The organism is Lactobacillus sp. 23-2, from assembly GCF_044902225.1.
Classification (GTDB): Bacteria; Bacillota; Bacilli; order Lactobacillales; family Lactobacillaceae; genus Lactobacillus; species Lactobacillus absianus.
The window spans coordinates 20,646-43,036 of record NZ_JAOQBX010000006.1 but is presented as its reverse complement, the minus strand read 5'-3'; the positions used below and the strand labels follow the sequence as shown (position 1 = coordinate 43,036).

The window sequence follows — 22,391 nt, the reverse complement described above, 5'->3', positions numbered from 1 at the left end:
GAACTACGATGGTATTTGCAACTAAGAAGACTAACGCCATGCAAATGATGATGACCATGCCATGCAACATGATGATGTGCTGCATGCCTCTTAGCGTACATTCAAATACCAGCAATGGTTCACCATCCTAATATCGCTAACTGTATTAGACTGATCGCGCAAGCCGCTGAACCATTGCAAATGGTTTGGCGTTTTTTTATTTGAAAGGAAACAAGCATGAACAGGAATCGATATCATCAAACGAAGCGCTGGTTGATTTTCTGGCGGGGCGCGTCAATTGGCAGCACAGCTATGTGTCGTTAATATTTTATGACTCATAAGTGAAAAAGCAGCAATAACCAAAATTTAATTTGTCATTATGACTAGAAAATATTAACGAGGTATTTATCATGAGCAAGGCTCCAATTAACAACGAAGGTTTATCATTTGAAACTCTCCAAGTCCACGCTGGGTAACCGATCGACGAGACTGGCGCCCGGGCAGTGCCAATCTACCAAACCACTTCCTACGTCTTTGAGGACGCGGACCAAGCGGCTGGACGCTTCGCTTTGACTGATGCGGGCAACATCTACACCCGCTTGACCAACCCAACTACGGCTGTCTTTGAAGACAGAGTTGCCGCCTTGGAAGGCGGGACTGGCGGCGTTGCTCTGGCAACTGGCGCGGCAGCAATTACGGCAGCGATTTTGAACATCGCGGGCGTCGGCGACGAAATCGTGGCTGCCTCAACCATCTATGGCGGGACTTACGACTTGTTTGCACAAAGCTTGCCGCCATTGGGCATTAAAACCCACTTCGTTGACCCATCCGATCCGGAAAACTTTGAAAAGGAAATCAACGAACACACTAAGGCCTTGTACGCGGAAACCATCGGCAACCCGAACGCCAACTTGATCGATATCGATGCTGTGGCTGAAATCGCCCACAAACATGGGATTATTTTGATTATCGACAACACCTTCGCTACCCCATACCTCTACCGGCCGTTTGAACACGGCGCGGACGTAGTCGTGCACTCAGCTACCAAGTTCTTTGGCGGCCACGGCACGACGATGGGCGGGGTGGTCGTTGAAAGCGGCAAGTTCGACTACAAGGCTTCCGGCCGCTACCCGAACTTCGTCAACCCAGACCCGTCATACAAGGGCGTGACTTGGGGTGACTTGGGCGGCCAAGCCTTTACGACCAAGATCCGGGCAACGGTTTTGCGCGACACTGGGGCCACTCTTAGTCCATTCAACTCCTTCTTGCTTTTGCAGGGCCTTGAAAGCTTGTCTTTGCGCGTAGAACGCCATGTCTACAATGCACAGAAGATCGCTGAATTCTTGAACGACCATCCAAAGGTTGCCTGGGTTCGCTACCCAGGTCTTAAGGACAGTCCGGACCACGCTTTGGCTGAACGCGACTTCCCAAAGGGGGTCGGGTCAATCTTTACCTTCGGCTTGAAGGGCGGCGTTGAAGCCGGCAAGGAACTGATTTCCAACTTGAAGCTGTTCTCTCTTCTGGCCAACGTGGCCGACGCGAAGTCATTGATCATTCAGCCAGCCTCAACCACGCACGCGCAGCTGAACGCGGAAGAACTGGTCAGCGTTGGGATCACTCCGGACCTGATCAGAATCTCCATCGGCGTTGAAAACGTCAACGACTTGATTGCTGACTTGACTCAAGCCCTGGACAAGCTTGACTAGCAGCAAGATCATTCATAAGCAAATACACAGTAAATAACACATTACACACAGCAAAACACACAATAATCCATTTTTTCAAAACCTGCAGACAGGCATCTCGTGAGAGGTGCCTGTTTTTTGGTGGATAAGTGGAAAAATGGCAAAAAAATCCCCCCAAAGGCTTGGGGGTGTGGATTAACTGTGATTTGTTCTACATGTTTTTGACAGTCGACATATCATAAATAGAGTAGTCGCAACGGTAAATGAACAGGCGGTGGCCATCAACGTTGATCTTAGTAGTCGACGGCATGTCAGTGGCACTGACGCGGACGCTGTTGCCGGCATATACGGCGATTGGCATCCCTGCCTGGGAGCGGACCATGATCACCTTGCCCTTGCTGGCCCAGTCATTGCGGAAGTTGTTGTACATGATGGACAGGACGGGGATGGAGCGCTGGTTGTCCTTGATCGTCACTTTCTTTGAAAAAGTATCCTCGTAGTTCTTCAAACCTTCGTTGGCAATCAGGCTGGAGCCTACGTGGATCATCTGGTGGCCGCCGTATTCAACGTCGATGACCTTGGACTGCTCGCTGCCATCGCTGGTCTTCTTGCTCATTGGCTTATAGGTTTCAATATGGACGGACTTGGCCTTGATCTGGTCAATCTTTTGGCCGTTGAAGTCATAGGTTGATACCGTGAAGGGGATCCCGGTCAATTGTGACCGTAGATCCAAGGTGTAGTCGCTGATCTTGGAGCAAGCGGCCAGTAAGGGGACGAGAGCCAAGATGGCCAGGAGTGGCAGGAATTTTTGCAATTTCTTCATGTTTTTTTCCTTTCTCTGCTTTGCATTTCTCGGGTATCACATCTTTACGTCTAGTTTACCGCATTCTTTTTGCTGAAAAGTGAAAAAAGCCCTTGCCAAATGGGCTGACTTTGATTATCCTAATAGATGTATTGCGGAAGTAGTTCAGTGGTAGAACATCACCTTGCCATGGTGGGGGTCGCGGGTTCGAATCCCGTCTTCCGCTTTCCGCATCAGGCCTTGCTTGACGGCGGGCCTTTTCTTTTCCGGGAATTAGCTCAGTTTGGTAGAGCGCTACGTTCGGGACGTAGAGGTCACAGGTTCAAATCCTGCATTCCCGATAGCCAATGTGTGATCAAAGCGCGGCATGCTTGCCACGCTTTTTTCTTTGACTTTTTTAACTTTTTTCCCGGGACCTCTTGCAAAAAGACAGCTTTTTGGTAAACTAATAATTGTATCGCGGAAGTAGTTCAGTGGTAGAACATCACCTTGCCATGGTGGGGGTCGCGGGTTCGAATCCCGTCTTCCGCTTGCGATAGCCAAGACTCGCTGAAGAGCGGGTCTTTTTCTTTGCACTTTTTTCGAGTTTTCTTCTATATTTAAGGAAAGAAGCCGGGAAGAGTTATTATGCGGCTTTTGGTCAGTGTTTTGCTATAATAAGTGGAAATTGATCTACTAAGGAGATAAACATGCCAGCAGCAAGCAAAGAAGAATATGAATTACTAGTTAAGCAGGCAGAAGCCCTGACTGCCGGTGAAAGCGACTGGATTGCCAATGTGGCCAACGTTTCCGCCCTGCTTTTTCACGCTCTGAAGAAGGTTAACTTTGCCGGCGTCTACCGCTTTGAAAAGGGCGAGCTGATCCTGGGGCCTTTCCAGGGGCAGCCGGCCTGCGTGCATATTGCCATTGGCAAGGGCGTCTGCGGGACCGCGGCTGAGGAGGAAGCAACCCAGATCGTGCCAGACGTCCACGCCTTCCCAGGCCATATTGCCTGCGACAGCGCTTCTAACTCTGAGATCGTCGTGCCAATCTTCCACAAGGATGGGAGTCTTTGGGGCGTCTACGACTTTGACTCTACGGCCAAAGACAATTTCGACGAAACTGACCAGAAGTATTTGGAAGAGATTGCCGGCTTCGTTTTAGGCGAATAAGTCTGAATCTTTGTCATCACAAGCAAAAAAGTCCATGATGGACTGATTTTTAAAGGCGGTGTTTTTATGCAAAATTCATACAGCAATAGCAGCAATCAAGTGCTGGAAATTGCCGAGGAACAAGCCAGGAGCTTCCACCACCGGCTGATCGGGACCGAGCACGTCCTGCTGGCCTTGGTGATTGAGAGCGAAGGAAAGGCCGGAAAGATTCTCCGGACCATGAGCGTGACGCCAACCGCGGTACGCGAGGAAATCGAGCGCTACACGGGCTACGGATCAGCAGCCAGTGCCAACTACATGGAATTTTCGCCGCGCTTGACTCTGGCGCTGGATTACGCCAAGCGCAATTCTGAAATGCGTCACAGCAAGGAGATTGAAACGACTGACATTCTGTTGGCTTTGATTTCCAGTGAGCAGGTTCTGTCAGCCATGATCCTGCGAAACCTGGACGTGGACTTGAACAGCCTGCGTGATGAGATCGATGATGCCAACAACGTTGGCCAGACTGCAAATGAAGGCGGACAGGCCGTCAGCGACAGCAGCCGGGGCCAGTCGAGCACCCCGACTCTGGACAAGTATGGAACGGACCTCAACCAGCGGGCGCGTGAGGGGCAAATTGACCCGGTCATTGGCCGTGAGCGTGAGCTCCAGCGCGTCATCCAGATCCTGTCCCGCCGGACCAAGAACAACCCACTGCTAGTAGGGGAGCCTGGCGTCGGCAAGACGGCGGTCGCGGAAGCTTTGGCCAGCGAGATCGTGGCCAAGCAGGTGCCGCGGGATCTGCAGGGCAAGCGGGTCGTTTCATTGGATGTCAACAGCATGGTGGCCGGAACCCGCTACCGGGGCGAATTTGAAGAGCGGCTGGACCGCTTGATCAAGGAAGTCTCTGCCAGCAAGAACGTAATCCTGTTTGTGGATGAAATCCATTCCTTGGTCAAGGCCGGGGACGCGGAAGGGGCCATGAGCGCCTCCAACACCTTAAAGCCAGCTTTGGCCAGAGGCGACATCCAGCTGATTGGGGCGACGACTTATGAAGAATACCGCAAGCACATGGAAAAGGACCAGGCCTTTGTCCGCCGCTTCCAGCTTGTTCGCCTGGACGCGCCAAATGATGAGGAGACCGTGAAGATCCTGGAAGGGATTAAAGACAAGTACGAGGACTACCACCGAGTAGCCTTGTCAGAAGAAGCCTTAAAGGCCGCGGTTGACCTTTCGACCCGCTACATTGCTGACCGCTTCCAGCCAGACAAGTCCATCGACCTGATCGATGAAGCCAGTGCCGCCGTGAAATTGGCGAATGACACCGGTGAAGACAAGGAGCTGGCAGAATTGGATCTGGAAATCAACCGGACGTTAAAGAAGAAGAACGATGCCGCGGCCAAGCAGAACTTCGATGAAGCCGCCAGCCTGCGCGATGAAGAGCAGCGATTGCGGCAGAAACGGGCGGCCGTTGCCGCCAAGCTGGAAGGCAAGATGAGCAAGCGGGCTGTCGTTGGCCCAGAAGACGTGGCCAAGGTCGTTTCAATTTGGACCGGCGTTCCGGTTACCCAGCTTAAGACCAGCGAAAACAAGCGCTTGGCCAACCTGGAAACGATTCTGCATGAGCGGGTCATCGGCCAAGACGCGGCAGTTTCTGCCGTGGCCAAGGCCATTCGCCGTTCCCGGTCCGGTCTGAAGGATGAGAACCGGCCAATCGGCTCCTTCCTCTTCCTGGGACCAACCGGGGTCGGCAAGACCGAACTGGCCAAGGCTGTCGCGGAAGCCGTTTTTGGCTCAGAAGACAGCATCGTCCGCGTGGATATGTCTGAATACATGGACAAGGAAGCCTCATCCAAGCTGATCGGCTCTGCGCCAGGATATGTCGGCTATGAGGAAGGCGGCCAGCTGTCCAACAAGGTCCGCGAGCACCCTTACTCAGTCGTTCTGCTTGACGAAGTTGAAAAGGCCAATCCGGAAATCTTCAATGTCTTGCTGAGAGTACTGGACGAAGGCTTTATGACCGACTCGCTGGGCCGCAAGATCGACTTCAGAAACACGATCATCATCATGACGTCCAACCTGGGGTCAAGAAGTCTGGAATCAGACAGTCACGTGGGCTTTGCCAGCGTGCAGGAAGACCAGTCCAAGGTCATTGCCGACAAGGTTAAGAAAGCCACTAAGGATTTCTTCCGGCCTGAGTTCTTGAACAGAATCGATGAAAAAATCATCTTTGAGCCGCTGCAGCCAAAGCAATTGCGGGCAATCGTCAGCCTCCTGACCAAGAAGCTGGTAACCCGTCTGGCCAAGCAGCAGATCACGCTGAAGATTTCTCCAGCGGCCTTGGATCAGCTGGCCAAGGACGGCTACAATCCAGAAATGGGGGCGCGGCCGCTGCGCCGGACTATCCAAGACCAAGTGGAAGATCAAATTGCTGAGTACATCGTCAGCGAAGAACTGAAGAGCGGCGATACGATCAAAGTTGGCGCCAGAGGCGGCAAGCTCAGATTTGCAATCGTCAAGGCCCAAACTGGTGAAAAGATCAAGGGATAAGCTGAACTGCTAAGGTGCTAACTTGTCTTTTATGTGTTTTAGCTGATATTACACATTTGTTACGTTTTTATAAAGCTTGTGTTTTTTCCTTCTAATATTACCTCTACAAGCCTAGAATTTACCTCGTAAATTAGTTTTGAGTGTATTAGGAGGATATAAATGAAAAGCTCAAGAAAAATCGTTGTAACGTTAATAGCTGCTATAAGTTTAGGACTTGCAGTAAGTCCATCAATTGTTAACGCGAGTGACAGCACACAGACAGTATCACCAAACTTAGAGAGTGAACTCTCTAAGTATGTCAAGATTGCCAATCACAAGTTTGTCGTAAGTGTTCCAGAAGGTACGAATGTATCTTCAGAAAAGCTTGCAGAATTACAGCAAGTGGTTGATACTGTCAATAAAGAATTAGCTGACTACAATGTTGAAGTTGATCAATCTGTTCCTACAATCTCGCTTGCAAGAGCAAAAAGTAAAAAAAGCACATCGCGTCCCAAGCCAGTTGCGTATGGTGCAAATGGTTATTGGTACCGTGATAAAAAAGGTGGTTGGCACTATGTAGTAACAAAATCACCTGCACAAGCAGTGTTTGACATCTTCAGAAATGGAGTGGAGTCTTCACTCGGTGGTGGTTGGATTTCTGGTGCTGAAAAAACAAAAGCTTATCAAGATTTCATTAACGGAAGAAGATAATTTTTGGAGGCAGATTATGTTTGGCAAGAAGAAAAAAGCTGAAGCTGCTAAGGCAGAACAAGAAGCAAGCAAGAAGACTGACGGGCGGATCCTACTTTATAGCGACATCATCGACGCTCTTTACGACGAAATGCCAAGAGAAGAGCGGGAGGCCCTGCTGGAAGCTAAGCAGCAGCTGGAACAGAAGGTCTACCTGGGCAAGGTGATGCGGGACTTGCGGATCGCTTTAGAGCCGGTCGCGATCAAATCCCAGCTCAGTCCGCAAGGCAAGCAGATTTTCTGGAATATTACGGCTGGCGGCTACCAGCTCACCGGGGTTGGTCTGGCCACCCAGGCAGCCATGCTTTTTAGCGGCCGCTAGGACTTGCGCTTCTTTAAAAATAGTGGTACAATATTGGGCGATTTAAAAGGCTGAAGTTCAGGATTTTACTGAAATATTGTCCAGTAAAATGATAGAGACAAAAACGATGCGTCGTTTTTGTCTTTTTTATGCTCAAAATCACAGCTTTTTGAAATTGTAACACAAATGTAATATTTGCTTTCTTCAACAGGATAGAAAGGATGTTTTCCTTGCTAAACGGACACGTAGTTAATTACGGACAACACCGGACCAGACGCAGTTTCTCACGGATCAAAGAAATCCTGCCGCTGCCAAATCTGACCGACGTCCAAACTGAATCATACAAGTGGTTCCTTGACCACGGCATTAAGGAAGTCTTTGACGATATTCTGCCAATCAGCGACGTTTCTGGCCGCTTGACTTTGGAATACGTTGACTACAAGCTTCAAGAACCTAAGTACACTGTAGATGAGGCACGTAAGCATGATGCTACTTACTCAGCTCCAATGCATGTAACCCTGAAGCTGACCAACCACGAAACTGGCGAAATCAAGACTCAAGACGTCTTCTTCGGCGACTTGCCGCTGATGACCAAGTCAGGCTCTTTCATCGTCAACGGTGCTGAAAGAGTTATCGTTTCACAATTGGTTAGATCCCCAGGCGTTTACTACAACGGCGAAGTTGACAAGAACGGCCGCCAAATCTTTGGCACCACTGTCATTCCTAACCGTGGGGCATGGCTGGAATTTGAAACTGACGCCAAGAACGTTTCTTACGTCCGCGTTGACCGGACCCGTAAGTTGCCATTGACTGTCCTGGTTCGGGCTTTGGGCTTTGGCTCAGACGATGAAATCAAGCAGATGTTTGGCGACAGCGACACGCTGGACCTGACTTTGGACAAGGACGTTCACAAGAACCCAGCTGACAGCCGCGTCGCTGAAGCCTTGAAGGACATCTACGACCGCCTGCGCCCAGGTGAACCAAAGACGACTGACTCATCACGCAGTCTTTTGGTATCACGCTTCTTTGACCCACGCCGCTACGACCTCGCTGCCGTTGGCCGCTACAAGGTCAACAAGAAGCTGAGCCTGAAGAACCGTCTGCTGGGCTACACTCTGGCTGAAACTCTGGCTGATCCGGATACTGGGGAAGTTCTGGCTGCCAAGGGGACTGTGGTCAACAACGAAATCATGGACGTCCTCAAGGACTACCTGGACCGTGACGACTTCAAGACTGTTACCTACACGCCTTCAGAAGAAGGGGCCATTCCTGAGCCAATCACCGTTCAAGAAGTCAAGGTCTTCTCACGTGAAATCCCTGACCGTGAAATCAAGCTGATTTCAAACGGCCACATCAGCGAAGATGTGAAGTGCATCCAGCCTGCGGATATCATCGCTGCCGTCAACTACTTCCTGGAACTCCAAGAAGGCGTTGGCGACGTTGACGACATCGACCACTTGGGCAACCGCCGGATCCGTCGTGTCGGTGAGCTGCTGCAAAACCAAATGCGCATCGGTCTGGCCCGGATGGAACGGGTCGTTCGCGAACGGATGTCAATTCAAGACGCTGCAACCGTTACGCCACAACAATTGATCAACATTCGGCCAATCGTTGGCTCAATCAAGGAATTCTTCGGTTCATCACAGCTGTCCCAGTTCATGGACCAGAACAACCCACTGGGTGAATTGACGCACAAGCGCCGGATGTCAGCCTTGGGGCCTGGTGGTTTGTCACGTGACCGTGCCGGCTACGAAGTCCGTGACGTTCACTACACTCACTACGGCCGTCTGTGCCCAATTGAAACGCCAGAAGGTCCTAACATCGGTTTGATCAACTCAATGGCTACTTACGCCATCATCAACAAGTACGGCTTTTTGGAAACCCCATACCGCCGAGTTTCATGGAAGACCCACAAGGTTACCGACAAGATCGACTACTTGACTGCCGATGTTGAAGACAACTACATCATCGCTGGGGCCAACACTCCTTTGAACGAAGATGGCTCCTTCGTTGATGACGTGATCCTTTGCCGTCAGCGCGAAGACAACGTCGAAGTTACTCCAGACAAGATCGACTACATGGACGTTATTCCTAAGCAAGTCGTTTCAGTAACTTCAGCATGTATCCCATTCCTGGAAAACGACGACTCCAACCGTGCCTTGATGGGGGCCAACCACCAACGTCAGGCGGTTCCTTTGATCAACCCGCACGGCCCACTGGTTGGGACTGGGATGGAATACCGTTCAGCCCACGACTCTGGCGACGCCCTGCTTGCTGAAGCAGCTGGTACCGTAGAATACGTTGACGCCAACGAAATCCGCGTTCGCCGCGATGATGACACTTTGGACGTCTACAAGCTTGAAAAGTACCGCCGGTCAAACGCCACTAAGAACTACAACCAAACGCCAAACGTCAAGCGCGGTGAAAAGGTGGTTGCCGGTCAAGTTATCGGCAACGGTCCATCAATGGCTGATGGCGAACTGGCCTTGGGGCAAAACCCAGTCATCGCCTTCACCACTTGGAACATGTACAACTTCGAAGACGCGGTTATGCTGAGCGAACGCTTGGTTAAGGATGACGTCTATACTTCAATCCACATTGAAGACTATGACTCAGAAGCCCGTGATACTAAGCTTGGGCCTGAAGAAATCACCCGGGAAATTCCTAACGTCGGTGAAGATGCTTTGAAGGACTTGGACGAAAACGGGATTATCCGGATTGGTGCTGAAGTTCACGACGGCGACATCCTGGTCGGCAAGGTTACCCCAAAGGGGATTACCGAACTGAGCGCCGAAGAAAGACTGCTCCACGCCATCTTTGGCGAAAAGGCCCGTGAAGTCCGCGACACTTCATTGAAGGTGCCACATGGCGGCGGCGGTGTCGTACAAGACGTACAAGTCTTTACCCGCGAAGCCGGCGATGAGCTTGCTCCAGGCGTCAATACCCTGGTCCGGGTCTACATCGTGCAAAAGAGAAAGATCCAAGTTGGGGACAAGATGTCCGGTCGTCACGGTAACAAGGGTACTGTTGCCTTGGTAGCACCAGTTGAAGATATGCCTTACCTGCCAGACGGTACGCCAGTTGATATCTGCTTGAACCCAATGGGTGTCCCATCACGTATGAACATTGGGCAGCTGCTGGAACTCCACTTGGGCCGGGCAGCCCGTGCCTTGGGGATCCACGTTGCTACGCCAGTCTTTGATGGGGCTGACGAAGATGACGTTTGGGACATCGTCAAGAAGGCCGGTTTGGACTCAGACGGGAAGACTGTTCTTTACGACGGCCGGACTGGTGAGCCATTCCACGACCGCGTGTCAGTCGGCGTGATGTACTACTTGAAGCTGACTCACATGGTTGACGACAAGATCCACGCGCGGTCAATCGGGCCTTACTCACTTGTTACCCAACAGCCTTTGGGTGGTAAGGCGCAATTCGGTGGCCAGCGTTTCGGTGAAATGGAAGTTTGGGCTCTTGAAGCTTACGGTGCCGCTTACACCCTGCAGGAAATCCTGACTTACAAGTCAGACGACGTTGTGGGTCGTGTCAAGGCGTACGAAGCCATCGTTAAGGGCGAAAGAATTCCTAAGCCAGGCGTTCCTGAATCATTCAGAGTTTTGGTCAAGGAACTGCAGTCATTGGGCCTGGACCTGCGCGTTTTGGATGCTGACCACAAGGAAGTTGAATTGCGCGACATGGACGAAGACTCAAATGAACATGTCAACATCGATACTTTATCTCGCCTTGCCGAAGCGCAAGAAAAGAAGAAGTTAGCCGAAGAAGAAGCTGAAATGGCAGCAGATTCAGACGACGATGCCGCAGCTGACGACGCGTCAGCCGTGGAAGCAGAGCCGGTAGATGAAGCTGACGACAAAGCTTCTAAGTAATTGGGAGGTTAAACTTTGATCGACGTAAATAAGTTTGATAGTATGCAGATTGGTTTGGCATCACCAAACAAGATCAGAAGCTGGTCTTATGGTGAAGTTAAGAAGCCAGAAACCATCAACTACCGTACTTTAAAACCAGAAAAAGATGGCTTGTTTGATGAACGCATCTTTGGGCCAACCAAGGACTACGCCTGTGCTTGTGGCAAGTACAAGGGCGTTCGCTACAAGGGCATCGTTTGTGACCGCTGCGGGGTTGAAGTTACTTCTTCACACGTTCGCCGTGAACGCATGGGCCACATCGAACTTGCCGCTCCAGTAACCCACATTTGGTACTTCAAGGGGATTCCATCAAGAATGGGCCTGGTTTTGGACGTATCTCCAAAGCAATTGGAAGAAGTTATCTACTTCGCGGCCTACATTGTCATTGATCCAGGCGACACTGGCCTGGAAGCCAAGCAATTGCTGACTGAAGCTGAATACCGTGAAGAACGGGCCAAGTACGGCAACCGCTTCGTGGCTAAGATGGGGGCGGAAGCCATCCGCGACCTGCTCAAGCAAGTTGACCTGGACAAGGAAGTTGCTGAGCTCAAGACCGAGCTGCAGACTTTGAAGGGGCAAAAGCGGACCCGCGCGATCCGCCGCTTGGACATCCTGGATGCCTTCAAGAACAGCGGCAACAAGCCTGAATGGATGGTCATGGAAGCTATCCCAGTCATTCCACCAGACTTGCGGCCAATGGTGCAATTGGAAGGTGGCCGTTTCGCTACTTCCGACTTGAACGACTTGTACCGCCGGGTAATCAACCGGAACAACCGTCTGAAGAAGCTTTTGGACATGCACGCGCCAAGCTTGATCGTCCAAAACGAAGAGAGAATGCTGCAAGAAGCCGTTGACGCTTTGATCGACAACGGCCGCCGCGGCCGTCCTGTTGTCGGCCCAGGCAACCGGCCACTGAAGTCAATCTCACACATGCTGAAGGGTAAGCAAGGTCGTTTCCGTCAAAACCTGCTTGGTAAGCGTGTTGACTATTCAGGCCGTTCAGTTATCGACGTTTCACCTAAGTTGAAGCTTTACCAATGCGGCGTTCCGCGGCCAATGGCTTTGGAACTGTTCAAGCCATTCGTGATGCGTGAACTAGTTCGCCGGGGCATTGCTTCCAACATCAAGAACGCCAAGCGCAAGATTGACCGTGAAGACGACGACATCTGGGACGTATTGGAATACGTCATCAAGGAACGTCCAGTTCTTTTGAACCGGGCACCTACCCTGCACCGGCTGTCAATTCAAGCCTTCGAGCCAGTTCTGGTGCCAGGCAAGGCTTTGCGCTTGCACCCACTGGCTTGTGAAGCCTACAACGCCGACTTCGACGGTGACCAGATGGCCATCCACGTTCCTTTGTCAGATGAAGCCGTAGCTGAATCACGCTTGCTGATGCTGGCTGCCCACCACATCTTGACTCCAAAGGACGGTACCCCAATCGTTACTCCTTCACAGGACATTGTTTTGGGCAACTACTGGCTGACCCAAGCTGAAAAGGGCCGTGAAGGCGAAGGCATGATCTTCGCTACTCCAAACGAAGCAACTGTTGCTTACGCTAACGGCGACATTCACTACCACACCATCATTGGTATTTCAGCATCATCAATGCCTAAGAAGCGCTGGCCAGCAGGCCGCGAAGACTCAGTCTTCGTAACTACTTACGGCCGTTTGGTCTTCAACTCACTGTACCCAGACGACTACTTCTACTTGAACGAGCCAACCAAGGCCAACTTGACTGGTCCGATGGATGACAAGTACTTCCTGGAACCAGGCCAAGACATCCACGAAAAGATTGCCGAAGTGGCTGACGACTTGGTAAACACGCCATTCAAGAAGGGCTTCCTGGGCGACACGATTTCCGAAATCTACAAGCGCTACCGGGTACAGCGGACTTCAGAATACCTGGACGACTTGAAGGAAATGGGCTACACCGCTTCAACCATCTCCGGCTTGACCATCGGTATGGCCGACGTTCCTGAAACCAAGACCAAGGATGCTTTGGTTGCCAAGGCCCGCAAGCAGGTTAAGCAGGTTTCCAAGATGTTCCGTCACGGTCAGCTGTCAGACAAGGAACGTCACGACAACGTCATCAGAATCTGGACTGAATGCAAGGACGAAGTTCAAAAGGAAATTGCTGAATTCAACGACCCTCGCAACCCAATCTCAGTCATGCAGCAGTCTGGTGCCCGTGGTAACATCTCCAACTTTACCCAGCTGGCTGGTATGCGTGGCTTGATGGCTACTCCATCAGGTGAGCTGTTTGAAATCCCAGTTATTTCAAACTTCAAGGAAGGCTTGACCGTTCTGGAACTGTTCATGTCCACTCACGGTGCCCGCAAGGGGATGACTGACACGGCCTTGAAGACCGCCCAGTCTGGTTATCTGACCCGTCGTCTGGTCGACGTTGCCCAGGACGTCATCATTCGTGAAGATGACTGTGGCACTGACCGCGGCATCACTGCCCGGGCAATCGTGGACAAGGATGCCGGCTTGATCGAATCTCTCTACGACCGTTTGGTTGGCCGTTTCACCAACCGTTCAGTCAAGGACCCTAACACCGGGGAAATCATCTGCGGCAAGGGCGTTTTGATGGACGAAGAAATGGCCCACAAGATTTGCGATGCTGGCGTCAAGGAAGTTCAAATCCGCTCAATCCTGACTTGCAACACTTCACACGGCGTTTGCCGGAAGTGCTACGGCCGCAACCTGGCTACTGGCGAAGAAGTTGAAATCGGTGAAGCAGTCGGGACCGTTGCCGCACAATCAATCGGTGAACCAGGTACCCAGCTGACTCTGCGGACTTTCCACTCCGGTGGTGTTGCCGGTGCAGAAGACATCACTCAGGGTCTTCCTCGTGTTCAAGAATTGTTTGAAGCCCGCAACCCTAAGGGTCGCGCGATCATCTCTGAAGTTGACGGCGTTGTTGACTCAATCGAAAGCAACGCGGCTGAACACTTGCAAGAAATCACCGTTAAGGGCAAGATCGATACCAGAAGCTACACTATTCCTTACACGGCTAAGCCAGCCGTTAAGGTTGGCGATGTCATCCACCGTGGTGACAAGCTGATCCCAGGTTCTATCGACCCTAAGGAATTGATCAAGGTAACCGACACTTTGACCACTGAAGAATACATCTTGGCCGAAGTTCAGAAGTCATACCGGACTCAGGGTGTTGACCTGGCCGACAAGCATGCCGAAGTCTTGACCAGACAAATGCTGCAAAAGGTTCGCGTGCTTGACCCAGGCGAAACCAACATCCTGCCAGGTGAAGTCATGGATATCGCTGAATTCCGTGACCGCAACCGTGACGTTATCATCAGCGGTGGCATCCCAGCTACTGCCCAAGCGGACATCCTCGGGATCACCAAGGCTGCCCTGGAAACCAACAGTTTCCTGTCAGCCGCATCATTCCAGGAAACTACCCGCGTTCTGACTGACGCTTCAATCCGTGGCAAGAACGACCCATTGTTGGGGCTTAAGGAAAACGTCATCATCGGTAAGATCATTCCTGCCGGGACTGGCATGCCAATCTACCGCAACGAAGAACCACAAGCTGATGTCCAACAGCCTGATTCCGTCTACTCAATTGCTGATCTTGAAAAGCAAATGAAAGACGAAGACAACAAAGAAGAAAGCAATAACTAAACGCTGCAGTTTCAAAAGCTAGTGATTAGTCAAAAAGACGCCGAAAGGCGTCTTTTTTGTTGTCAGAAAATCAGCGCCTGAATGCCCAAGCCGACGAAAAGATAGGGCAAAAAAGGCAACGGCTCATGCAAGCGCCAATCCGTTAAGTTGACCAAGAGACAGAGCAGGCAGCCGGACAGCAGGGTTCTCGTGGCCGTGAGCGGCGAAAGGGCAGCGGCGATGATCGCGTAGAACCAGACGTCGCCGCTGCCTATTTTTTCCAGAAAGGCCAGGCCGACCAGGAGGAAGAGCAGCAGCAGGGCAGAGAGGACACCGGCAGGATTCAGCGGCAGAAACAAGTGCCGGCTGAAGGCCAGGGCTAGCGGTGGGAGCAGCAGCACGGTCAGGTAGGAATTCTCAAAGGCATCACTGGTAGCCAGGAGGCTGAGAAAGAAAAAGAAAGTCAGGTCGCAGGCCAGCAAGGAGCAGGAAACATAATTCTGCCGGACCAGGCAGCAGCCGATGGCCAGGCCAAAAGGAAGGCTCAGCTGCAGCCGTTTTTTTGCAGTGGAAAAATCCGTCAAGTCAAGAGCAGCAATTGCTTCATCAGCCAGGTACTTCCAATAAAAGGCCGCGGCCGCGAGCGCCGCCGACAGGCCAAGCATAAATGTTAAAAGAATTGTCATTTTTATCACCTCACTTACTAGTACGCATTTTTAACCGTTTTTTACCGAAAAAAGCGCGGAAAAAGTTTTTGGAAAAAGCTTTGCTTTGACAGATATTTGGAGTACAATATCAGATGTATGTTTTGAAGATTAGTCCGGAACGTGAATAAAAAGAAACTCCCGGATATGTGAACAAAATGATAATTAATTTTAGGAGGAACTAGTTAATGCCAACCATTAATCAATTGGTTAGAAAAGGCCGTCACTCAAAGACGACTAAGTCAAAGTCACCAGCTTTGAACTACAGCTACAACAGCATGAAGAAGGAACAAGTCTTCAACCCAGCACCACAAATGCGTGGGGTTGCTACCCGTGTCGGTACTATGACGCCAAAGAAGCCTAACTCAGCTTTGCGTAAGTACGCTCGTGTACGTCTGTCCAACTTGACTGAAGTTACTGCCTACATCCCAGGTGAAGGCCACAACCTGCAAGAACACTCAGTTGTTCTGATTCGTGGGGGCCGTGTAAAGGACCTTCCTGGTGTACGTTACCACATCGTTCGTGGCGCGCTCGACACTGCTGGTGTTGACGGCAGAAAGCAAGGTCGTTCTAAGTACGGCGCTAAGAAGGGTTAAAGGAGGACTAAATAATGCCAAGAAAAGGTCATGTTTCAAAGAGAGACGTTTTAGCAGACCCAGTTTACAACTCAAAGCTGGTTACTAAGCTGATCAACCACTTGATGAAGGATGGTAAGAGAGCTCAAGCTTCATCAATCTTGTATGATGCTTTTGAAATCATCAAGGACAAGACTGGCAAGGAACCAATGGAAGTCTTTGAAGAAGCTATGAACAACGTTAAGCCAGTTTTGGAAGTTAAGGCTCGCCGTATCGGTGGTTCTAACTACCAAGTTCCTGTAGAAGTTCGTCCAGAAAGACAAACTACTTTGGCATTGCGTTGGCTCGTTTCATACTCCCGCCTGCGTAACGAACACACTATGGATGAACGTTTGGCAAACGAATTGATCGATGCCTCAAACAACACTGGTTCAGCCGTTAAGAAGCGTGAAGACGTGCACCGTATGGCAGAAGCCAACCGTGCCTTCGCTCACTACCGTTTCTAATCTAGTGTTCGTTATCTAAGGAGATAAATAATTATGGCTAACAAACGTGAATTCTCATTAGAGAAGACTCGCAATATCGGTATCATGGCGCACATCGACGCCGGTAAGACCACTACTACTGAACGTATCCTTTACTACACTGGTAAGATCCACAAGATTGGTGAAACTCACGAAGGTGACTCACAAATGGACTGGATGGACGAAGAAAAGGAACGTGGGATCACGATCACTTCCGCTGCCACTACTGCGCAATGGAAGAACTACCGGATCAACATCATCGACACCCCAGGGCACGTTGACTTCACTATCGAAGTTGAACGTTCACTGCGTGTCCTTGACGGTGCCGTTACTGTTCTGGACGCCCAATCAGGTGTTGAACCACAAACTGAAAACGTTTGGCGTCAAGCTGAAAACTACGGTGTTCCACGGATCGTCTTCGTTAACAAGATGGACAAGATCGGTGCCAACTTCGACTACTCAGTCAAGACTTTGCACGAACGTCTGAACGCCAACGCCATCGCCGTTCAAATGCCTATCGGTGCTGAAGACCAATTCGAAGGCGTGATCGACCTGTTCGACATGGTTGCCGACGTTTACGACGAAGATAAGCTTGGCTCAAACTGGGACACTATTCCAGTTCCTGACGAATACAAGGAAGAAGCTGAAAGCCGTCGTGAAGAAATGATCGAACAGATCGCTGAAGTTGACGACGACATCATGGAAAAGTTCCTTGGCGGTGAAGAAATCACTAACGAAGAACTTAAGGCTGCTTTGCGCCGTGCAACTTTGGACCTGAAGGCCTTCCCAGTCTTTGCTGGTTCAGCCTTCAAGAACAAGGGTGTGCAAATGATGCTTGACGGCGTGATCGACTACCTGCCATCACCACTTGACGTTAAGCCATACGTTGCTCACGACAAGGACGGCAACGAAGTTGAACTGCTGGCTGACGACAACAAGCCATTCGCAGCTTTGGCCTTCAAGATCGCTACTGACCCATTCGTTGGTCGTTTGACCTTCATCCGTGTCTACACTGGTTCATTGCAATCAGGTTCATACGTTTTGAACGCATCTAAGAACCAACGTGAACGTGTTGGTCGTCTGTTGCAAATGCACGCCAACTCACGGACTGAAATTCCAGAAGTCTTCTCAGGTGACATCGCTGGTGCCATCGGTTTGAAGAACACCACTACTGGTGACTCTTTGACTGACCCAGACCACCCATTGATTCTGGAAAGCCTGGACATTCCTGCTCCAGTTATCCAAGTTTCAGTTGAACCTAAGTCAAAGGCCGACCGTGACAAGATGGACGTTGCTTTGCAAAAGCTGACTGAAGAAGACCCAACCTTCCGTGCTGAAACCAACCCAGAAACTGGTGAAACTTTGATCTCCGGGATGGGTGAACTTCACTTGGACATCATGGTTGAACGTATGAAGCGCGAATTCAACGTTGAAGCGACTATCGGTGAACCACAAGTTGCCTACCGTGAAACCTTCACTCAACCAGCTAAGGCTCAAGGTAAGTTCGTTCGTCAATCTGGTGGTAAGGGTCAATACGGTGACGTTTGGATCGAATTTACTCCAAACCCAGGCGAAGGCTACGAATTCGAAGACGCAATCGTCGGTGGTGTCGTTCCTCGTGAATACATCCCATCAGTTGACGCAGGTCTGCAAGAAGCCATGAAGAACGGCGTTCTGGCTGGTTACCCATTGATCGACGTTAAGGCTAAGCTGTACGACGGTTCATACCACGAAGTCGACTCATCTGAAGCTGCCTTCAAGGTTGCCGCATCACTCGCTTTGAAGAACGCTGCTTCAAAGGCTGGTGCTGTTGTTCTTGAACCAATCATGAAGGTTCAAGTCATCGCTCCAGAAGAATACCTCGGTGACGTTATGGGCTCAATTACTGCCCGTCGTGGCCAAATGGAAGGTATGACTGACCGTGCCGGTGCCAAGGTTATCAACGCGATGGTTCCATTGTCCGAAATGTTCGGCTACGCAACCACCCTGCGTTCATCAACTCAAGGCCGTGGTACTTTCACGATGGTTATGGACCACTACTCACCATGTCCTAAGTCAATCCAAGCTGAAATCATCAAGAAGCGCGGCGGCAACGCCTAGTTTCCAAGTCTCAGCTTCGAGACGCTTAACAAATCTTCCTTAATATAAGGCAGATAAAATCAAAATAAAACGCAAGTTTTAATCGAGTCGCTGATAAATCCAGCGGCTCTTTTTTTATGTTTTTTTCCAAAAAAATTGGCCAAAACCCTTGCTATTTAAGGATTTAGGCCTTATACTATTACAAGTGCGTTCGAGGGATAAGTATCCCCCAGACGCAGAAATCGTAAGTAGCTTAGACGCGGAAGGTTGCGGCACACCAGGCTGCATTGCCACAGTGGTGTGCAGGGAATTTTCGCCGAGCTAGTCATCTTATTTAAAGAAGACGTATAGGAGGTAATTAGATGGCAAACGAAAAGATTCGTATCAGACTGAAGTCATACGAACACAGCATTCTCGATGAATCTGCAGCAAAGATTGTGGACACTGCAAAGCGGACTGGCGCTGAAATCTCAGGTCCAGTTCCACTTCCAACTGAAAGAACTTTGTTCACTGTTCTGCGTTCACCACACAAGAACAAGGACTCACGTGAACAATTCGAAATGCGGACCCACAAGCGGTTGATCGACATCTTGAACCCAACCCCAAAGACGGTTGACTCATTGATGAAGCTCGACCTGCCAAGCGGTGTAGACATCGAAATCAAGCTTTAATTTTAAATAGAAAGAGGTGTAATCATGACCAAAGGAATCTTAGGAAGAAAAGTTGGCATGACTCAAATCTTCACTAAAGACGGTATCCTTGTTCCAGTAACTGTTATTGAAGCAACTCCTAACGTTGTTTTGCAAGTTAAGACTGTTGAAAACGACGGTTACGAAGCAGTTCAATTGGGCTACCAAGACAAGCGTGAAGTTTTGAGCAACAAGCCAGAACAAGGTCATGCTGCAAAGGCAAAGACTTCACCTAAGCGCTTCATTCGGGAAATCCGCGGTGTTGAGCTTAAGGACTATGAAGTCGGCTCAGAAGTTACTGTGGATACGTTCAAGGAAGGTGACGTTGTCAACGTTACTGGTACTTCAAGAGGTCATGGCTACCAAGGTAACATCAAGCGTCACCACCAATCACGTGGCCCAGAAACTCACGGCTCACGCTACCACAGAATCCCAGGTTCAATGGGTTCAATCATCAACCGCGTGCCAAAGGGCAAGAAGTTGCCAGGTCACATGGGCGTGAAGACTGTTACTATTGAAAACTTAGTAGTAGAAAAGGTTGTAGCTGACAAGAATGTTTTGATGATCAAGGGTAACGTACCTGGTGCTAAGAACTCATTGATCGTTGTTAAGTCAGCTTCAAAGGCTAACGACTAGGAAGGAGGACTCGAATGACTAATTTCAAACTTATGGATCAAAACGGCAACCAAGCTGGCGAAGTTGCTTTGAACGACAACGTATTCAGCGTTGAACCAAACGAAGCTGTTGTTTTTGATGCAATCATCAGACAAAGAGCTGGCAAGCGTCAAGGTACCTCAAAGGTGAGAAACAGATCCGCTGTTCGCGGCGGCGGCAAGAAGCCTTGGAGACAAAAGGGTACTGGTCGTGCTCGTCAAGGCTCTATCCGTGCTCCACAATGGCGCGGCGGTGGTATCGTCTTTGGGCCTACTCCACGTTCCTACGCTTACAGCATGCCAAGAAAGCAACGCCGGTTGGCTATCAAGTCAGTTCTGTCCCAAAAGGTTTTGGACCAAAACCTGGTAGTTTTGGACAAGCTGACTCTGGCAGCTCCAAAGACTAAGGACTTCGTTGCAATCTTGAACGGCCTGAAGCTTGAAGGCAAGGTTCTGGTTATTTCAGACGACAAGAACGTTCAACTTTCAGCTAAGAACTTGCCAAAGGTTAAGGTTGTTCCGGTAAACAGCTTGAACGTAGAAGATGTTGTCAACTACGACAAGCTCGTTATGACTCAAGACGACGTTAAGAAGATTGAGGAGGTATTGGCTTAATGGACGCACGCGACATTATCTTAAGACCTGTTATCACTGAAAAGTCAACTGACTTGATGGACAGCAAGAAGTACACTTTCGACGTGGCCTTAACTGCTACCAAGACTCAAGTACGTGACGCTATCGAAGAAATCTTCGATGTTAAGGTTAAGTCTGTGAACATCATGAACGTTCGCGGCAAGCAAAAGCGCGTTGGTCGTTACTTCGGCAACACCGCTCGTCGCAGAAAGGCGATCGTCGCTTTAACTGAAGACTCAAACGACATCAAGATTTTCAAAGACGAAAACGAAGAAAAGTAATTAGGAGGTCAGTCAATTGGCTATTAAAGTTTACAAGCCAACATCAAACGGTCGTCGTAATATGACTTCTTCTGACTTTGCAGAAATCACTAAGTCAAAGCCTGAAAAGACTTTGCTTGCTTCTAAGTCAAAGACTGCAGGTCGCAACTCATACGGTCACATTACTGTAAGACACCGTGGTGGTGGTCACAAGCAACAATACCGTATCATCGATTTCAAGCGTGTTAAGGACAACGCTAAGGCTAAGGTTGTCGCAATTGAATACGACCCAAACCGTTCAGCTAACATCGCATTGCTCCACTACACTGATGGTACCAAGGCTTACATCCTGGCTCCTAAGGGCTTGGAAGTAGGTGCTTTCGTAGAATCAGGCGAAAACGCCGACATCAAGGTTGGTAACGCACTTCCATTGAAGAACATCCCAACTGGTACGGCAATCCACAACATCGAATTGAAGCCAGGCAAGGGCGGCCAAGTTGCTCGTAGTGCTGGTACTTCAGCTCTGGTAGTTGGTGTTGACGGCAAGTACACTCAAGTTCGTCTGCAATCCGGCGAAGTTCGCGAAATTCTTTCAGAATGCCGTGCAACTGTTGGTGAAGTCGGCAACGAACAACACTCACTGATCAACATCGGTAAGGCTGGTCGTTCACGTTGGATGGGCAAGCGTCCACAATCTCGTGGTTCCGTAATGAACCCTAACGACCACCCACACGGTGGTGGTGAAGGTAAGGCACCTGTTGGTCGTCCTCAACCAATGACTCCATGGGGCAAGAAGTCACGTGGTATCAAGACTAGAGACACCAAGAAGGCTAGCGAGAAGTTAATCATCCGTCACCGTAAGGGTCGCAAGTAAGAGAAGGGGGTAAATCAATGAGCCGTAGTATTAAAAAGGGTCCTTTCGCAGACGCCCACCTTTTGAAGAAGGTTGACGAACAACAAGCTGCTGAAAAGAAGCAAGTTATCAAGACTTGGTCACGTCGTTCAACTATTTTCCCTTCTTTTGTAGGGTTGACTATCGCTGTTTACGACGGTAGAAAGCACGTTCCAGTTTACGTTACTGAAGACATGGTAGGTCACAAGCTGGGCGAATTCGTACCAACTAGAACCTTCCGCGGTCACAAGACTGACGACAAGGCTACTAAGTAAAGGAAGGAGAAACAATAAATGGCAGAACAAATTAGTTCAGCTAGAGCTGAAGCAAGAACTGTTCGCATCGCCCCAAGAAAGGCTCGTCTCGTTGTCGACTTGATCCGGGGTAAGAGCGTTGCTGAAGCATTGGCAATTTTGAAGTTTACGCCAAAAGCTGCTTCCCCAATCGTTGAAAAGGTTCTGCGTTCAGCAGTTGCCAACGCAGAACACAACTACGATCTTGAAAGTGCAAACCTTTACGTATCAGAAGCTTACGTAAACGAAGGTGCTACTTTGAAGAGATTCCGTCCACGGGCTAAGGGCTCAGCTTCTCCAATCAACAAGAGAACTAGCCACGTAGTTGTTGTAGTTTCAGAATTGAACGATTAATTAGGGAGGTAT

General features: G+C 50.0%; 19 protein-coding genes and 3 tRNA genes. 20 read left to right on the top strand and 2 right to left on the bottom strand.

Annotated features, from left to right (window positions below):
• The first annotated feature begins 458 nt into the window (after nt 1–458).
• Nucleotides 459–1,685, top strand: a complete 1,227-nt coding sequence (locus tag OCH80_RS03750; protein WP_404538089.1) for an O-acetylhomoserine aminocarboxypropyltransferase/cysteine synthase family protein — start codon at nt 459–461, stop codon at nt 1,683–1,685.
• Nucleotides 1,686–1,875: 190 nt separating this feature from the next.
• Here the strand turns inward: OCH80_RS03750 and OCH80_RS03745 are convergent, their stop codons facing one another.
• Entirely contained in the window at nt 1,876–2,487 is a 612-nt protein-coding gene (locus OCH80_RS03745) for a DUF5052 family protein (protein WP_302188564.1), read from the bottom strand.
• Nucleotides 2,488–2,620: 133 nt separating this feature from the next.
• On the opposite strand from OCH80_RS03745, the gene OCH80_RS03740 reads away from it, so the two are divergent.
• The 9 genes from OCH80_RS03740 (at nt 2,621) to rpoC (ending at nt 14,744) form a co-directional block, all read left to right on the top strand.
• Nucleotides 2,621–2,692: transfer RNA gene (locus tag OCH80_RS03740), tRNA-Gly, on the top strand.
• A gap of 41 nt (nt 2,693–2,733) precedes the next feature.
• Nucleotides 2,734–2,807: transfer RNA gene (locus OCH80_RS03735), tRNA-Pro, on the top strand.
• A 118-nt stretch (nt 2,808–2,925) separates the two neighbouring features.
• Nucleotides 2,926–2,997, top strand: a tRNA-Gly gene (locus OCH80_RS03730).
• 158 nt (nt 2,998–3,155) lie between these two features.
• The gene (locus OCH80_RS03725) at nt 3,156–3,617 is read left to right on the top strand and encodes a GAF domain-containing protein (protein WP_404537966.1); all 462 of its coding nucleotides are present in this window, start codon (nt 3,156–3,158) and stop codon (nt 3,615–3,617) included.
• Nucleotides 3,618–3,683: 66 nt separating this feature from the next.
• A complete protein-coding gene (locus OCH80_RS03720) occupies nt 3,684–6,146 on the top strand; it encodes an ATP-dependent Clp protease ATP-binding subunit (RefSeq protein ID WP_404537964.1) in 2,463 nt (820 codons plus the stop codon).
• A 159-nt stretch (nt 6,147–6,305) separates the two neighbouring features.
• Nucleotides 6,306–6,836, top strand: a complete 531-nt coding sequence (locus OCH80_RS03715; RefSeq protein WP_404537962.1) for a garvicin Q family class II bacteriocin — start codon at nt 6,306–6,308, stop codon at nt 6,834–6,836.
• A 16-nt stretch (nt 6,837–6,852) separates the two neighbouring features.
• Nucleotides 6,853–7,197 (top strand): bacteriocin immunity protein, encoded by a 345-nt coding sequence (locus tag OCH80_RS03710; protein WP_008460082.1) that lies wholly within the window; start codon nt 6,853–6,855, stop codon nt 7,195–7,197.
• Nucleotides 7,198–7,406: 209 nt separating this feature from the next.
• Complete coding sequence (gene rpoB, locus OCH80_RS03705) at nt 7,407–11,060, top strand: DNA-directed RNA polymerase subunit beta (RefSeq protein ID WP_318282415.1); 3,654 nt, start codon at nt 7,407–7,409, stop codon at nt 11,058–11,060.
• 15 nt (nt 11,061–11,075) lie between these two features.
• On the top strand, nt 11,076–14,744 hold the full coding sequence (rpoC, locus tag OCH80_RS03700; RefSeq protein WP_154546829.1) for a DNA-directed RNA polymerase subunit beta': 3,669 nt from the start codon (nt 11,076–11,078) through the stop codon (nt 14,742–14,744).
• A 62-nt stretch (nt 14,745–14,806) separates the two neighbouring features.
• Here the strand turns inward: rpoC and OCH80_RS03695 are convergent, their stop codons facing one another.
• Nucleotides 14,807–15,409 (bottom strand): hypothetical protein, encoded by a 603-nt coding sequence (locus OCH80_RS03695; protein WP_404537959.1) that lies wholly within the window; start codon nt 15,407–15,409, stop codon nt 14,807–14,809.
• 206 nt (nt 15,410–15,615) lie between these two features.
• Here OCH80_RS03695 and rpsL point away from each other — a divergent pair, with 206 nt between their 5' ends.
• The 10 genes from rpsL to rplV all read left to right on the top strand — a co-directional run bounded on the left by rpsL (nt 15,616) and on the right by rplV (nt 22,379).
• Complete coding sequence (gene rpsL / locus OCH80_RS03690; RefSeq protein ID WP_008460088.1) at nt 15,616–16,023, top strand: 30S ribosomal protein S12; 408 nt, start codon at nt 15,616–15,618, stop codon at nt 16,021–16,023.
• 14 nt (nt 16,024–16,037) lie between these two features.
• Nucleotides 16,038–16,508, top strand: coding sequence for a 30S ribosomal protein S7 (gene rpsG, locus OCH80_RS03685; protein ID WP_154546831.1), 471 nt, complete (start codon nt 16,038–16,040; stop codon nt 16,506–16,508).
• Between the two features lie 33 nt (nt 16,509–16,541).
• Nucleotides 16,542–18,626: an elongation factor G gene (fusA, locus tag OCH80_RS03680; protein WP_154546832.1), complete on the top strand. Its 2,085-nt coding sequence runs from the start codon at nt 16,542–16,544 to the stop codon at nt 18,624–18,626.
• Nucleotides 18,627–18,967: 341 nt separating this feature from the next.
• On the top strand, nt 18,968–19,276 hold the full coding sequence (gene rpsJ, locus OCH80_RS03675) for a 30S ribosomal protein S10 (protein WP_008460094.1): 309 nt from the start codon (nt 18,968–18,970) through the stop codon (nt 19,274–19,276).
• A gap of 24 nt (nt 19,277–19,300) precedes the next feature.
• Nucleotides 19,301–19,930: a 50S ribosomal protein L3 gene (rplC, locus tag OCH80_RS03670; protein ID WP_154546834.1), complete on the top strand. Its 630-nt coding sequence runs from the start codon at nt 19,301–19,303 to the stop codon at nt 19,928–19,930.
• A gap of 14 nt (nt 19,931–19,944) precedes the next feature.
• Entirely contained in the window at nt 19,945–20,562 is a 618-nt protein-coding gene (gene rplD, locus OCH80_RS03665) for a 50S ribosomal protein L4 (RefSeq protein ID WP_404537955.1), read from the top strand.
• Entirely contained in the window at nt 20,562–20,861 is a 300-nt protein-coding gene (rplW, locus tag OCH80_RS03660) for a 50S ribosomal protein L23 (RefSeq protein WP_154546836.1), read from the top strand. Before rplD ends, rplW begins: the two co-directional genes overlap by 1 nt.
• Before the next feature lie 16 nt (nt 20,862–20,877).
• The gene (rplB, locus tag OCH80_RS03655) at nt 20,878–21,714 is read left to right on the top strand and encodes a 50S ribosomal protein L2 (protein WP_154546837.1); all 837 of its coding nucleotides are present in this window, start codon (nt 20,878–20,880) and stop codon (nt 21,712–21,714) included.
• A gap of 17 nt (nt 21,715–21,731) precedes the next feature.
• Entirely contained in the window at nt 21,732–22,007 is a 276-nt protein-coding gene (gene rpsS / locus OCH80_RS03650) for a 30S ribosomal protein S19 (protein WP_154546838.1), read from the top strand.
• A gap of 18 nt (nt 22,008–22,025) precedes the next feature.
• Nucleotides 22,026–22,379: a 50S ribosomal protein L22 gene (gene rplV / locus OCH80_RS03645; protein WP_154546839.1), complete on the top strand. Its 354-nt coding sequence runs from the start codon at nt 22,026–22,028 to the stop codon at nt 22,377–22,379.
• Nucleotides 22,380–22,391: the final 12 nt, after the last annotated feature.

Excerpts from the sequence above, each read along its gene's own strand:
- rpsS (WP_154546838.1), top strand. The coding sequence starts at position 21,732 with ATGAGCCGTAGTATTAAAAAGGGTCCTTTCGCAGACGCCCACCTTTTG.
- OCH80_RS03710 (WP_008460082.1), top strand. The coding sequence starts at position 6,853 with ATGTTTGGCAAGAAGAAAAAAGCTGAAGCTGCTAAGGCAGAACAAGAA.
- rpsJ (WP_008460094.1), top strand. The coding sequence starts at position 18,968 with ATGGCAAACGAAAAGATTCGTATCAGACTGAAGTCATACGAACACAGC.
- rplD (WP_404537955.1), top strand. The coding sequence starts at position 19,945 with ATGACTAATTTCAAACTTATGGATCAAAACGGCAACCAAGCTGGCGAA.
- OCH80_RS03745 (WP_302188564.1), bottom strand. The coding sequence starts at position 2,487 with ATGAAGAAATTGCAAAAATTCCTGCCACTCCTGGCCATCTTGGCTCTC.
- OCH80_RS03695 (WP_404537959.1), bottom strand. The coding sequence starts at position 15,409 with ATGACAATTCTTTTAACATTTATGCTTGGCCTGTCGGCGGCGCTCGCG.
- OCH80_RS03715 (WP_404537962.1), top strand. The coding sequence starts at position 6,306 with ATGAAAAGCTCAAGAAAAATCGTTGTAACGTTAATAGCTGCTATAAGT.
- rpsG (WP_154546831.1), top strand. The coding sequence starts at position 16,038 with ATGCCAAGAAAAGGTCATGTTTCAAAGAGAGACGTTTTAGCAGACCCA.
- OCH80_RS03720 (WP_404537964.1), top strand. The coding sequence starts at position 3,684 with ATGCAAAATTCATACAGCAATAGCAGCAATCAAGTGCTGGAAATTGCC.
- rpsL (WP_008460088.1), top strand. The coding sequence starts at position 15,616 with ATGCCAACCATTAATCAATTGGTTAGAAAAGGCCGTCACTCAAAGACG.
- rplV (WP_154546839.1), top strand. The coding sequence starts at position 22,026 with ATGGCAGAACAAATTAGTTCAGCTAGAGCTGAAGCAAGAACTGTTCGC.
- OCH80_RS03725 (WP_404537966.1), top strand. The coding sequence starts at position 3,156 with ATGCCAGCAGCAAGCAAAGAAGAATATGAATTACTAGTTAAGCAGGCA.
- rplW (WP_154546836.1), top strand. The coding sequence starts at position 20,562 with ATGGACGCACGCGACATTATCTTAAGACCTGTTATCACTGAAAAGTCA.
- rplC (WP_154546834.1), top strand. The coding sequence starts at position 19,301 with ATGACCAAAGGAATCTTAGGAAGAAAAGTTGGCATGACTCAAATCTTC.
- fusA (WP_154546832.1), top strand. The coding sequence starts at position 16,542 with ATGGCTAACAAACGTGAATTCTCATTAGAGAAGACTCGCAATATCGGT.